The sequence below is a fragment of the Variovorax guangxiensis genome (assembly GCF_003952165.1).
GTDB classification, from domain to species: Bacteria; Pseudomonadota; Gammaproteobacteria; order Burkholderiales; family Burkholderiaceae_C; genus Variovorax; species Variovorax guangxiensis.
Genome location: NZ_RXFT01000012.1, coordinates 20651 through 33882 on the forward strand (window position 1 = coordinate 20651; position 13232 = coordinate 33882).

Annotated in this window: 11 protein-coding genes; 6 read left to right on the forward strand and 5 right to left on the reverse strand. The window is 68.3% G+C overall.

Annotated elements, in window-relative coordinates; translation table 11 throughout:
- The first annotated feature begins 152 nt into the window (after positions 1 to 152).
- Complete coding sequence (locus EJP67_RS24330) at positions 153 to 2183, forward strand: putative bifunctional diguanylate cyclase/phosphodiesterase (protein ID WP_126024293.1); 2031 nt, start codon at positions 153 to 155, stop codon at positions 2181 to 2183.
- 24 nt (positions 2184 to 2207) lie between these two features.
- On the opposite strand, the gene EJP67_RS24335 is transcribed toward EJP67_RS24330, so the two are convergent.
- Genes EJP67_RS24335 through EJP67_RS24350 form a run of 4 tightly spaced genes read right to left on the reverse strand, consistent with a single transcriptional unit; the run spans position 2208 to position 6872 of the window.
- Positions 2208 to 3434 carry a M20 family metallopeptidase gene (locus EJP67_RS24335; protein WP_126024294.1) on the reverse strand — a complete coding sequence of 409 codons (1227 nt, stop codon included), beginning with the start codon at positions 3432 to 3434 and terminating at the stop codon, positions 2208 to 2210.
- Positions 3435 to 3451: 17 nt separating this feature from the next.
- The gene (gene uraD, locus EJP67_RS24340; RefSeq protein WP_126024295.1) at positions 3452 to 5230 is read right to left on the reverse strand and encodes a 2-oxo-4-hydroxy-4-carboxy-5-ureidoimidazoline decarboxylase; all 1779 of its coding nucleotides are present in this window, start codon (positions 5228 to 5230) and stop codon (positions 3452 to 3454) included.
- Positions 5227 to 6189: an allantoinase PuuE gene (gene puuE, locus EJP67_RS24345; RefSeq protein WP_126024296.1), complete on the reverse strand. Its 963-nt coding sequence runs from the start codon at positions 6187 to 6189 to the stop codon at positions 5227 to 5229. Before puuE ends, uraD begins: the two co-directional genes overlap by 4 nt.
- Before the next feature lie 8 nt (positions 6190 to 6197).
- Complete coding sequence (locus EJP67_RS24350) at positions 6198 to 6872, reverse strand: GntR family transcriptional regulator (protein ID WP_019655080.1); 675 nt, start codon at positions 6870 to 6872, stop codon at positions 6198 to 6200.
- A gap of 94 nt (positions 6873 to 6966) precedes the next feature.
- Between EJP67_RS24350 and uraH the strand changes: the two genes are divergently transcribed.
- The gene (gene uraH, locus EJP67_RS24355; protein ID WP_126024297.1) at positions 6967 to 7317 is read left to right on the forward strand and encodes a hydroxyisourate hydrolase; all 351 of its coding nucleotides are present in this window, start codon (positions 6967 to 6969) and stop codon (positions 7315 to 7317) included.
- Between the two features lie 9 nt (positions 7318 to 7326).
- On the opposite strand, the gene EJP67_RS24360 is transcribed toward uraH, so the two are convergent.
- Entirely contained in the window at positions 7327 to 7824 is a 498-nt protein-coding gene (locus EJP67_RS24360; RefSeq protein WP_126024298.1) for a hypothetical protein, read from the reverse strand.
- 56 nt (positions 7825 to 7880) lie between these two features.
- Between EJP67_RS24360 and xdhC the strand changes: the two genes are divergently transcribed.
- The 4 genes from xdhC (at position 7881) to EJP67_RS24380 (ending at position 13229) form a co-directional block, all read left to right on the forward strand.
- Positions 7881 to 8690, forward strand: a complete 810-nt coding sequence (xdhC, locus tag EJP67_RS24365) for a xanthine dehydrogenase accessory protein XdhC (protein ID WP_126024478.1) — start codon at positions 7881 to 7883, stop codon at positions 8688 to 8690.
- 219 nt (positions 8691 to 8909) lie between these two features.
- Positions 8910 to 10115, forward strand: coding sequence for a urate hydroxylase PuuD (locus EJP67_RS24370; RefSeq protein WP_126024299.1), 1206 nt, complete (start codon positions 8910 to 8912; stop codon positions 10113 to 10115).
- A gap of 78 nt (positions 10116 to 10193) precedes the next feature.
- Positions 10194 to 11537, forward strand: a complete 1344-nt coding sequence (locus EJP67_RS24375; protein WP_126024300.1) for a glycerate kinase type-2 family protein — start codon at positions 10194 to 10196, stop codon at positions 11535 to 11537.
- Positions 11538 to 11786: 249 nt separating this feature from the next.
- The gene (locus tag EJP67_RS24380) at positions 11787 to 13229 is read left to right on the forward strand and encodes an NAD-dependent succinate-semialdehyde dehydrogenase (protein WP_126024301.1); all 1443 of its coding nucleotides are present in this window, start codon (positions 11787 to 11789) and stop codon (positions 13227 to 13229) included.
- Positions 13230 to 13232: the final 3 nt, after the last annotated feature.

Consider the following 13232-nt stretch of genomic DNA (forward strand, 5'->3'; position numbering starts at 1 on the left):
GAAGCGACGCGTACCTGAGGTGCGCGTCTCCGGGAAAGCCGCGAGTTTGGGAGGAGGCGATGACGTCCCGATGAAAGTTAAACGAAAGTTCGTTGTCACCACGCACCACTTGGGCGCCGATACGTCCTGCGCTCTATAAACTGTGCGCTTTCATGATTCCCCGCGCGCCTTCCCCACAGCTCTTCGCGTCCGTCGACGATGAGGTGCTGTCCCGCATGGTGCGCACCGACCAGATGGTGGCGGTGCGCCGCAGCGTGCTCGCCGCGATTCCCATCAACGTGGTGCTGAGCTGCGTCGCGGCGCTGGTCGCCCTCAACGCGGGCCGCGCGTTCGAAGGGATGTGCTGGCTGCTGCTGTCGCTCATGGTGAACGGGGTGCGCAGCTACATCTGCCGCTGGCCTTTCGCGCCGTGGCCGGGCATCGTGCCCGAAGCCGGCATCGCGACCTCGCCGGACGCTCACTCCGTCGAATGGCATCTGCGGGTCGCGGCGGCCATGGCGGCGGTGTCGGGCTGCGTTTGGGCGCTCATCCCGCTGTTGTGCGACGGGTACTCCTCGCCGCAGGCGGTGTTCTACCTGACGGTGGTGTGCGGCATCTGCGCAGGGGCCGTCACCTACGGCATCGCTTATGCATTCGTGCCTATCAGCTTCATCGTGCCGGCGCTGCTGTCGGTGGCCGGCTGCCTGGCCTATGCGGGCGGCTTCGACAACCTGAGCCTGGCGGCGATGGTGCTGCTGTACCTGGCGGCGCTCGTGCGTGGCGCGGTGCACAGCGACAGGAATTTCCGCGCAAGCAGCCGCATCCGCAACGAGGCCACCGCCATGGCGGTGCAGCTGCGCAAGGCGCACGCGCAGTCGCTCGACGCGACGCAGCAACTGGCCTTCCGCGCTTCGCACGATTCGCTCACCGGCCTGCTCAACCGCGAAGGCTTCACCGACGCGGCCACCCTGCACCTCGCAGCGCACGACGGCCGTCAGCACGCCGTGCTGCTGCTGGACCTCGACGGCTTCAAGGCGGTGAACGATGCCTTCGGCCACAAGGTTGGCGACCGCGTCCTGCAGGACGTGGCCCACTGGCTGCAGCGCGAAACTGCCGAGATGCAGGCCGTGCTCGGCCGTTGGGGCGGTGACGAGTTCGCCTTGCTCTACTGCCTGCGCAATGAACGCCAGGCGCCGCCCGAGATCGCGCAGGCGCTGATCCGCTCCATTTCCTTCGCCACGGCGCACTACGGCGGCCACCTGGGCGTGAGCATCGGCATTTCGCTCTCGGGCGAAGCCGAGGTGGCCGACATGATCAGCTTCGCCGACGAAGCCCTGCATGAGGCCAAGCGCACCGGACGCAACCGCTACCAGGTCTTCGACAGCGCGCTCAACCAGCGCCTGGCCACGCGCCGCGACGTGGAGCGCGACCTGCTGCAGGCCATCGAATCGCGCGGCATCGGCGTGTGGTACCAGCCGATCATGAGCAGCGACGGCAGCGAGGTCCACAGCCTGGAGGCGCTGATGCGCTGGAACCACCCCCGCCACGGCCACATCGCCCCGGAGGACGTGATCTACGCGGCCGCGAGCACCGGTGTGGCCGAGCCGCTGCTGCGGCACCTGGTCGACGAGGTCTGCCGGGGCATGCGCCAGATGGAGGCCGCCGGCTCGAGCCTCGCGGCCGTGCCGGTGGCCGTCAACGTCTCGCCGCGCGAAATGGCACAGCTGGCGGTGGACGACATCGTGCTCGGCATGCTGAAGCTGCGCGGCATCGCGCCGCGGCGGCTGCAGATCGAGATCACGGAAGAGGTGGCGCTCGACACCCACGCCACGCGCGGCCGGCTGAACGCGCTCTCGGCCGCGGGCGTGGCGATCGTGGTCGACGACTTCGGGGTGGGTTACTCGTCGCTGGCCTCGCTGCGCAGCGAATATGTGCGGCAGGTGAAGATCGACCGCAGCTTCATCCTCGATCTGTCGTCCTCGCCGAGCAACGAGGTGCTGGTGGATGCCATCGTGCAGCTCGGCCACTCGCTGGGCGTGCAGGTGGTGGCCGAGGGCGTGGAGACGCAGGCCGAGCTCGACGTGCTGCGCAACCTGGGGTGTGGGTTGGTGCAGGGCTATCACCTCGCGCGGCCCGCGCCGCTGCCCGAGGTGATGGCGTGGGCCGCCGCGCGCTCGGCGCCTGCGCCCGCCAGGGCAGGCTGAGCTGCCCCCGCCCGACCCGTTTGATTACGCCAGCAGGTCGCTGAGCGTGCGCGCGATCACCTTGGTCGCGCGGCGCAGGTCTTCCAGCACCACGCGCTCGTCGCTGCGCTTGGCGTGCGATTCGAGCACGGTGCGCGGGCCGGCGCCGTAGATCACGCCGGGAATACCGGCTTCCACGTACAGGCGCACGTCGGTATAGAGCGGGGTGCCCATGGCCTTGATCGGCTCGCCGAACAGCTCGCCGCCATGCTTCTGGATCGCGTCGACCAGCGGCTTGTTGCCCGCCAGGGGCTTCATCGAGTTGGCCAGCAGCAGGCGCTTGATCTCGACGGTGATGCCTTCGCTCTCGGCGGCCGCGTCGGCGATCACCTTGCGGATGGTGGCTTCGACCTCGACCGGATTCTCCTCGGGGATCATGCGGCGGTCGAGCTTGAACACCACCTTGCCCGGAACCACGTTGGTGTTGGTGCCGCCCTCGATGCGGCCGACGTTCAGGTAGGGGTGCGTGATGCCCTCGACCTTCGACGTGACCTGCTTGTAGAGGGTGTTCTGTGCATAGAGCGCGTTCAGGATCTTCGTGGCGCCCTGCAGCGCGTCGATGCCGGTGGCGGGCACGGCGGCGTGCGCCATCTTTCCGTGCACCGTCACCTCCATCTGCAGGCAGCCGTTGTGCGCCGTGACCACTTCGTAGCTGAAGCCGGCCGCGATCATCAGGTCGGGCTTGGTCAGCCCCTTCTCGAGCAGCCAGCCCGGGCCCAGGATGCCGCCGAACTCCTCGTCGTAGGTGAAGTGCAGCTCGATGCTGCCCTTGGCCGGCTTGGCCACCGCCTCGAGGGCGCGCAGCGCGAAGGTGAAGCTGGCGAAGTCGCTCTTGCTCACGGCGGCGGCGCGGCCGTAGAGGCTGCCGTCGACGATCTCGCCGCCGTACGGGTCGTGCGTCCAGCCTTCGCCGGGCGGCACCACGTCGCCGTGCGCGTTCAGCGCCACCGTGCGGCCGCCGTCGCCGTACTTGCGGCGCACGATCAGGTTGGTGATCGATTCGAGGCCGTAGTCCTTCACTTCCTGCGCGGGCACGGCGTGCTTCTCGGCCGTGAGGCCGAAGTCGTTCAGCAGCTCGGCGGTGCGCTCGGCGTGCGGCGCGTTGTTGCCCGGCGGCGTGTCGGTGGGCACCTGCACCAGTTGCTGCAGGAACTTCACTTCCTCGTCGAAGTGGGCGTCGATCCAGGCGTCGAGCTTGGCGTAGTCGGTCATGGCTTTTCTTCTATGTTTCAGTGGGCTTGTTCGGTCGCCAGGTTGTCCAGCAGGAGCTGGAAGGCCTCCACGGCGAGCTGGATGTCGTCGTTGGTGCTCGATTCGAGCGGGTTGTGGCTGATGCCCGAGTTGATGCCGCGCACGAACAGCATCGCCTGCGGCATCACCTCGTGCAGCTTCATGGCGTCGTGGCCGGCGCCGCTGGGCATGCGAAAGAGCGGAATGCCCAGCGCGTCGACAGCCTTTTCCCAGCGTTGCTGCCAGGCGGGCGCGCTGGGCGCGGCGGCCGCGCGCATGGTTTCCTCGAGCTCGTAGCGAACGCCGCGGCGCTCGCAGATGTCCTTCAGCGCCGCGACCACGTCGTTGGCCAGCGCGTCGCGCTGCGCGTTGTTGGGCGCGCGCAGGTCGAGGCTGAACTTGCAGCGCCCCGGTACCACGTTGATGGAACCGCTGGGCACTTCGAGCATGCCGACGGTGCCGACCGAGTCGCCGTCCTTCGCAGCGCGCTGCTCGGTGTAGAGGATCAGCTCGGCCACGGCCGCGGCCGCGTCGCGGCGGCGGTCCATGGGCGTAGTGCCGGCGTGGCTGGCCATGCCGATCACCTCGCCCACGTAGCGCACGCTGCCGTTGATGGAGGTGACGATGCCCAGCGGCAGGTCGAGCTCGGTGAGCACCGGGCCCTGCTCGATGTGCACCTCGACGAAGCCGAGGTAGCGGGCCGGGTCGCGCTGGATCTTCGGAATGTCTTCCTGCTTCAGTCCCGCGTGCTGCATGGCCTCGCGCATGGTGATGCCGTCGACGTCCTTCTGGTCGAGCCAGCGCTGGTCGAAGTGGCCGATGAGCGCGCCCGAGCCCAGGAAGGTCGCCTTGTAGCGCTGGCCTTCCTCTTCGGCGAAGCCCACCACCTCGAAGGCGAAGGGCAGGCGCCTGTTCTGGCGCTTGAGCTCGCGCACGCAGGCCATCGGCACGAAGATGCCGAGGCGGCCGTCGTACTTGCCGCCGTTGCGCACGGTGTCGTAGTGCGAGCCGGTCAGCAGGGTCTTTGCGTCGGGCGTGGCGCCTTCGTAGCGCCCGACCACGTTGCCCACGGCGTCGATGTGCACCGAGTCGAAGCCCACGTCGCGCATCAGCGCACTGATCTGCGCGGCGCAGGCGCGGTGCGCGTCGGTCAGGTAGGTGACGGTGAGCTGGCCCTTCTCGGCATAGCCGGGGTCGGTGTGCACCGAGAGCTGCTCCTGCCAGTCCCACACGTCGTTGCCGAGCGTGATGTCGGCGGCGAACTTGTCGTTCAGGCGGATCTCGGCGATGCGATGGATGTTGCGCAGCGCCTCGCCGAGTTCGAAGTCGGGGTGGTTGTGCAGCCGGCGAGCGAAGGTCTCGATGATCTCGCGCTTGGCCAGCCCGGTGCCGCGCGGGCCGCGCACCGCGAGGATGAAGGGAAAGCCGAACTTGGCGTTGTAGTCGGCGTTGAGCTGCTGGATCTTCGCGAACTCCTCGGGCGTGCAGTCGGTCAGGCCGGCCTTGCTCTGCTCGTTGGTCGATTCGGCTGTCAGCGTCTTGCTGACCATGGCCTTGCCGGCGAGCTCGGGGTGGGCGCGGATCAGGCCGATCTGGTCATCGGCCGACGAAGCGGCCAGCGCCTGCACCAGCGCGTGCTTGAGGTGCGCGAGCGAGCGGAATGGGCGCGCGGCGAGGGCGCGCTCGGCGATCCACGGCGAGTGCTCGTAGATGCCGTCGAGCAGTGCGACGGCATCGGCCGGCGCCGCGGCGTTGAGTTGGGCGATGGTGAGGCTCATGATGCGGCTCCGGCTTCAAAGGGATGCGCCTGCTTCCAGTGGCGCGCGATGTCCACGCGGCGGCAGACCCACACCTTGTCGTGCTTGGCGATGTGATCGAGGAAGCGCTGCAGCGCGGTGATGCGCCCGGGCCGGCCGAGCAGGCGGCAATGCATGCCGATGCTCATCATCTTCGGGCTGTCGTCGCCGTTCGGGTCGCCTTCGGCATAGAGCGCGTCGAAGCTGTCCTTCATGTACTGGAAGAACGGGTCGGCGTGCGAGTAGCCCTGCGGCAGCGCGAAGCGCATGTCGTTGCAGTCGAGCGTGTAGGGCACGATGAGCTGCGGCACGACGGTGCCGTCGGTCTTCTGCACCTTCATCCAGAAGGGCAGGTCGTCGCCGTAGTAGTCGCTGTCGTATTCGAAGCCGCCGTAGTCGGCCACGAGGCGGCGGGTGCGGGGGCTGTCGCGGCCGGTGTACCAGCCCACGGCGCGCTCGCCGGTGAGCTTCTCGATGGCTTCCATGCCCAGGCGCATGTGTTCGCGCTCGGTGGCCTCGTCGATGTTCTGGTAATGAATCCAGCGCCAGCCGTGGCAGGCGATCTCGTGGCCCAGTTCCTTGAAGGCGGCGGTCAGTTCGGGATAGCGCTGCAGCGCCATGCCCACGCCGAACACAGTGAGCGGCAGCCCGCGCTTCTCGAACTCGCGCAGGATGCGCCATACGCCGGCACGCGAGCCGTACTCGTAGATGCCTTCCATGCTGATGTGCCGGTCGGGGAAGCTCGCCGGGTTGAACATCTCCGAGAGGAACTGCTCGGAGCCCGCGTCGCCGTGCAGCGTGGCGTTCTCGCCGCCTTCCTCGTAGTTCAGCACGAACTGCACGGCGACGCGCGCGCCGTTCGGCCATTGCGCATGGGGCGGGTTGCGGCCGTAGCCGATCAGGTCGCGCGGATAGGGCAGGGTGGAGTCGTAGACAGTCATTGTGTGGATCAGGACAACGCCAGCGAGATGTCGTTGGTCGGGACCTTGCGGTCGAAGGTGAGGTTGGCCTCGACGTGCTCGAGGTGTTCGGTCATGAGGCGCACGGCGCGCTCCTCGTCGCGCGCGGCGAGTGCCTTCACGATGTCGGCGTGCTCGTCGTTGGAGTGCTCGGCCGCGCTGGCGCTCTGGTACATCAGCGTGATGAGGGCGCAGCGCGAGATGAGCTCGCCCAGAATCTGCGCCAGCACCTGGTTGCCCATGAGCTCGGCCATGCGCACGTGGAAGTCGCCCAGCAGCTCGGTGCGGCCGGAGACGTCTTCGCCCGACACGGCGGACTTCTCGAGCGCCACGTGCTCCTTCAGCGCCTTGATCTTGGCCGGGGTGACGGTGCGCACGAACTCGCGCGTCATCTCGGCCTCGAGCATGCGGCGCACCGCGAACACCTGCTTGGCCTCGTCGACCGCGGGCGCGGCCACGAAGGCGCCGCGCGCGGGCTCCAGCCGGATGAGCTTGTTCTGCGACAGCTGGAACAGCGCCTGGCGCACCAGCGTGCGCGAGACGCCGAAGTGATCGGCCAGCTTCTGCTCGGCCAGCTTGGTGCCGGGCTGAAGCCGGTGCTCGACGATGGCCTTCGTGAGGGCATCGACGATCGAACGGGTGGTGGAGGACTCCATGTTTTTCATGATAGACCCAAAGCCGGTAACTGTATACACTTTTGTCCACCGGAATTTCCCGCACCCGCCGATCCGAGCTTTTCGGACTTTCAAGGAGCGCCCCATGGGCCTTAGCACTCACGTACTAGACACGATGCACGGCGGCCCCGCGGCCGGCATGGAGGTCGCGCTGTACACCACCGACGGCGACGCCGCCACGCTGGTGAAGCGCTTCACGCTGAATTCGGACGGCCGCAGCGATGGCCCGCTGTACGACAACAACTCGCTGAAGGTCGGCACCTACCGGCTGGTGTTCGACGTGGCCGGCTACTTCAAGGCCCTGGGCGTCAAGCTGCCGGAGCCGAACTTCCTGAACAAGGTCTCGCTGGACTTCGGCGTGGCCCACACCGATCAGCACTACCACGTGCCGCTGCTCGTGAGCCCGTGGAGCTACTCCACCTACCGCGGCTCCTGAGCCGGGGCTTCAGTCGCCTTGTTGCTGGCCTTCGGTCAGGGTGTCGAGTTGGAAGCGTCCGCTCTCGTCCCACAGCCAGGTGTCCGTCCACGTGACGGAGCCCAGGCGCGTTGCCGGAGGGAAGGGCGACGCCTTCAGCACCGTGCGCTCGATCTCGGCAATCACTTCGGGCGCGTGCTTGGGCGCGCGCAGCCAGTGCATCGAACGCACCTTGCCGCCAGCGTCGATGTTCACCTCGAGCGTGCCGACCGCGTACAGCACCGGCGGCAGCTGGCCCTTGTAGATGCGCGAGCGGTTGGCTTCATAGACATGGCGCGCGGCATCGCGGCGATAGGCGCGCGCGGAAGAAGCACTGGATGCGGACGGCACCGGCCCGGCCCCGACATCGCCGCTGGCCCCGCTCAGCTGGCCGGGCACCGACCCGGTGGAGCCGCAGCCGGCAAGCCAGAGGGCCGAAACAACAGAAGCTGCAAGTGCGAGGCGGCGAGGCGTAAGCTGGCGATTCATGGCCGGGTTTATACCGTGAGTCGTCGCGCGCCCGGCAACCGAAGGTATCGATGACGATGAGCGGTGCGGTCGATCAATTGCTGGCGCGCCTGCGCCATGAAGACGCGGTGCTGGTGCGCGTCGAGTCCACGCAGGGCTCGGCGCCGCGCGAGGCCGGGACCTGGATGGCCGTGTGGGCCGGCGGCCTGACCGCCACCATCGGCGGCGGGCAGCTGGAGTTCCAGGCGACCAAGGAAGCGCGCGAGCTGCTGGCAGGCACGCGCAAGCCCTTCGACGGCATCCAGCGCTATCCGCTCGGACCCAGCCTGGGGCAGTGCTGCGGCGGGGTGATGTTCCTCTCCTACGAACGCATCACGGCCTCCGATGCGCCGAGGCTGCAGCAGGACCTGCTCGCTCAGCTCGAGCCGGTGGCCCTCTTCGGCGGCGGGCACGTGGGCGCGGCGCTGGCACGCCTGCTGTCGACGCTGCCGTTCTCGGTGCGCTGGATCGACAGCCGCGACGGCGTCTTCCCCGACGGGCTGCCCGCGCAGATCGACACCGAGCATTCCGAGCCCGTGCAGGACGCCGTGGCCGCGCTCGCGCCGGGCAGCCGCGTGCTCATCATGAGCTTCAGCCACGCCGAAGACCTGGACATCGTCATCGCCTGCCTCAAGCGCCTGCGCGAGCGCAACGACTTGCCCTACATCGGCCTGATCGGCAGCAAGACCAAATGGGCCACCTTCAGCCACCGGCTGGAGGCGCGCGGCTTCACGGCCGACGAACTGGCCCGCGTCACCTGCCCGATCGGCGTGCCCGGCATCACGGGCAAGGAGCCCGAGGTCATCGCGGTGGCGGTGGCGGCACAGTTGTTGCAATCGCTGGGCTGAACAGGGTTTTCCCGGCGGTCGCATCCCCAAAAAACCGCACCCTTCCTTGCCAAAACTGTATACACTTTCGGTCCACAACAAGCCGCAGCGGAGCGAGGCCCATCTGCCCATGGAGCCTGCGTTCGCGGCACTTTCTCTGCTTACAGCGCCCGCGGTGGTGAGCAGGCTGAAACCCTTTCCTGGCGTCCTCACGCGCCAATCGGGTTGAGAGAGAAGCATATGGAAAGCTACTACCTCGACTGGGCCAACCTGCTGCTGCGCTGGGTCCACGTCATCACCGCCATCGCCTGGATCGGCGCCTCCTTCTACTTCGTGATGCTGGACAACAGCCTCGAGAAGCCGCAGGACCAGGAATCGCTCGACAAGGGCGTGGGCGGCGAGCAATGGGCCGTGCACGGCGGCGGCTTCTACAACATGCAGAAGTACGCGCTGGCGCCCAAGAAGCTGCCGGACCACCTGCACTGGTCTTACTGGGAGAGCTACTCCACCTGGATCACGGGTTTCTCGCTGTTCACCATGTCGTACCTGTGGAACGCGAGCACCTACCTCATCGACAAGTCGAAGATGGACTGGCAGCCCGGCGCCGCCATTGCCGTGGCGCTGGCCTTCTTCGTCGTGTTCTGGATGGTCTACGACGGCATCTGCCAGATCTTCGGGCGCCGCAAGCACGGCGACACCATCGTCGGCGTGCTGATCGCCGTCTTCATCGCCTTCGCGACCTGGCTGGCCTGCCAGTGGTTCGCGGGACGCGCGGCCTTCCTGCTGGTGGGCGCCATGATGGCCACGACCATGAGCGGCAACGTGTTCTTCTGGATCATTCCCGGCCAGCGCAAGAACGTGGCGGCGCTGCGCGAAGGCAGGCCGGTGGACCCGGTGCACGGCCAGCGCGGCAAGCAGCGCAGCGTGCACAACACCTACTTCACGCTGCCGGTGCTGTTCGCGATGCTGAGCAACCACTACAGCTTCGCCTACACGCACAAGTACAACTGGATCGTGCTGCTGCTGATCATGCTCGGCGGCGCGGCCATCCGCCAGTTCTTCGTGGTGCGGCACCGCTTCAAGCTGGGCAACGCGGGCAATCCGCTGCCCTATGCGCTGGTCGGCATCGTGGTGCTGGGCCTGACGATCGTGTGGATGAAGCCAGAGCCGGTCGCCGCGCCCGCGGTGGCTGCTGCCGCTCCGGCCGTGCAGTTCAAGGACGTGCAGAAGGTGCTCGAGCAGCGCTGCTTCATGTGCCACGGCCCTGCCGTGCAGATGAAGAACGTGCGCGTCGATTCGCCCGAGCAGGTGGCGGCCCACGCGCAGGCCATCTACCAGCAGGTGGTGGTCACCAAGATCATGCCGATGAACAACGCCACGGGCATCACCGACGAAGAGCGGGCCCTGGTCGGCCGCTGGTTCCAGGCAGGCGCAAAGACCAACTAGTCAGACAGAAGTTGACCGGCGGCAAGCGGGGCCGGTCGCGGTCCGCAGCACAATCGCCGGATTGGAGACAAAGCAGCAATGACGACCGCATCGACCCCGGCCTTCGGCCCCGCCCCCGATCCGCGCGAAGCCCCGCGCGCCTTCCTCGAACATCTCTACCGCGTGGCGGTGGACCGCGCGCTGCCGCTGTCCACGCTGGGCGCCCACCTGCCGCCGCCACCCAAGGGCCGGACGCTGGTGCTGGGCGCCGGCAAGGCCGGCGGCTCGATGGTGCACGCACTGGAGGCCCTGTGGCCGGCCGACGCGCCGCTGTCGGGGCTGGTCGTCACGCGCTATGACCACATTCCGCCGCGCCCGGAAGGGCTGCCGCAGCGCATCGAGATCGTCGAGGCCGCGCACCCCGTGCCCGACGCGGCGGGCCAGCAGGCGGCCGAGCGCATCCTCGCGCTGACGCAGGGCCTCACAGCCGACGACCTCGTGCTGTGCCTCATCTCCGGTGGCGGCTCGTCGCTGCTGGTGCTGCCGGCCGAAGGGCTGACGCTGGCCGACAAGCAGCGTATCAACAAGCAACTGCTCGAAAGCGGCGCCGGCATCGGCGAGATGAACTGTGTGCGCAAGCACCTGTCGCGCATCAAGGGCGGCCGGCTGGCGGCGGCATGCGCGCCGGCCCGCGTGGTGACGCTGACCATCAGCGACGTGCCCGGCGACGATCCGGCCGTCATCGCCAGCGGCCCGACCGTGCCCGACGCCACCACCTGCGCCGACGCGCTGGCCATCCTCGACCGCTACGGTATCGAGGTGCCCGCGCCGGTGCGTGCGCGCCTCGAGAGCGGCGAACTCGAGACGCCCAAGCCCGACGACGCCGTCTTCAAGGGCCACGAGACGCACATGATCGCCACGCCCCAGCAGTCGCTCGAAGCGGCGGCGCGGGCGGCGCGCGAGGCCGGCATCGAGGCGCACATCCTCAGCGACGAGATGGAAGGCGAGTCGCGCGAAGTCGGCAAGGTGCATGCCGCGCTCGCACGCGCCGTGCCGCACCGCGGCGAGCCTTTCGCGCGGCCCTGCGTCATTCTTTCGGGCGGCGAGACCACCGTGACGATCCGTCCCCGCCAGCCGGGCCAGGCCAAGGGCAGGGGCGGGCGGGCCGGCGAGTTCTGCATGGGACTGGCCGGCGCGCTCATGGGCCAGCCGCAGGTGTGGGCGCTGGCGGCCGACACCGATGGCATCGACGGCGTGGAAGACAACGCCGGTGCCTTCGTCACCCCGGACACGCTGGCGCGCGCCACGGCCGCCGGAAAGAAGCTGTCCGACCACCTCGACCGCAACGACGCCTACGGCTACTTCGACGCCATCGGCGACCTGTTCGTGACCGGGCCCACGAACACCAACGTCAACGACTTCCGCGCGCTGCTGGTGCTCTGAAGGAGTCGGGCGAGGCGCCCGCTGGTCGTCGAGCACCATGTCGATGCGCCTGACCGCCGCAGCGATCGGCAGGCGACGGCCGCCCAGGCCGAGACCGCATGCAGGCGAGGTTTGTGAACTCGGGTTAACCTATGCCCCCGGCGGCCTCAGGCTGCCGTTGCCGTATGTACACCCGCCAGGGTGCCGCGCCGCACACCCAGAATTCCCCATTCTTCTTTTCATCATCCAGTCCTGAAGGAATAGCTCGCCATGACCGCCACCTACACCGACACCCGCCTGCTGATCGACAACGAGTGGGTCGACGCCACCGGCGGCAAGACGCTGGACGTCGTGAATCCCGCCACCGGCAAGGCCATCGGCAAGGTGGCGCATGCCAGCATCGCCGACCTGGACCGCGCCCTCGCCGCCGCGCAGCGCGGCTTCGAAACCTGGCGCAACACCCCCGCCAACGAGCGCGCCGCCGTCATGCGCCGCGCCGCGGGCCTGATCCGCGAACGCTCCCTCGAAATCGCCAAGCTGCTCACGCAGGAGCAGGGCAAACCGCTGGGCGAGGCCAAGGTCGAGACGATGGCCGCCGCCGACATCATCGAGTGGTTCGCCGACGAAGGCCGCCGCGTCTACGGCCGCATCGTGCCCTCGCGCAACCTGGCCGCGCAGCAGCTGGTGCTGAAGGAGCCGCTGGGCCCCGTCGCCGCCTTCACGCCCTGGAACTTCCCGATCAACCAGATCGTGCGCAAGCTTGGCGCGGCGCTGGCCACCGGCTGCTCGTTCCTGGTGAAGGCGCCCGAGGAAACCCCGGCGTCGCCCGCCGCGCTGCTGCGCGCCTTCGTCGACGCGGGCATCCCGCCCGGCGTGGTTGGCCTGGTGTTCGGCAACCCCGCCGAGATCTCGAACTACCTGATCGCCCACCCGATCATCCGCAAGGTCACCTTCACCGGCTCGACCCCGGTCGGCAAGCAGCTGGCCGCGCTGGCCGGCCAGCACATGAAGCGCGTGACGATGGAGCTCGGCGGCCATGCCCCGGTCATCGTCGCCGAAGACGCCGACGTGGCGCTGGCCGTGAAGGCCGCCGGTGCCGCCAAGTTCCGCAACGCGGGCCAGGTCTGCATCTCGCCGACCCGCTTCCTGGTGCACAACAGCCTGCGCAACGAGTTCGCCAGCCTGCTGGTCAAGCACGCCGAAGGCCTGAAGCTCGGCGACGGCCTTGCCGAAGGCACCAACCTCGGCCCGCTGGCCAATGCGCGCCGCCTCACGGCCATGGCCTACGTGCTGGAAGATGCCCGCAAGAAGGGCGCCACGGTCGCGACCGGCGGCGAACGCGTCGGCGATGCCGGCAACTTCTTCGCGCCCACCGTGCTGACCGACGTGCCGCTGGACGCCGACGTGTTCAACAACGAACCCTTCGGCCCCATCGCCGCCATCCGCGGCTTCGACACGCTGGAAGAAGCGATCGCCGAAGCCAACCGCCTGCCTTTCGGCCTGGCCGGCTACGCCTTCACCAAGTCGATCAAGAACGCCCACCTGCTGAGCCAGAAGCTCGAACTGGGCATGCTCTGGATCAACCAGCCGGCAACGCCCTCGCCGGAAATGCCTTTCGGCGGCGTGAAGGATTCGGGCTACGGCTCGGAAGGCGGCCCCGAGGCGCTCGAGGCCTACCTGAACACCAAGGCGGTTTCGATCCTCGGCGTTTGAGTT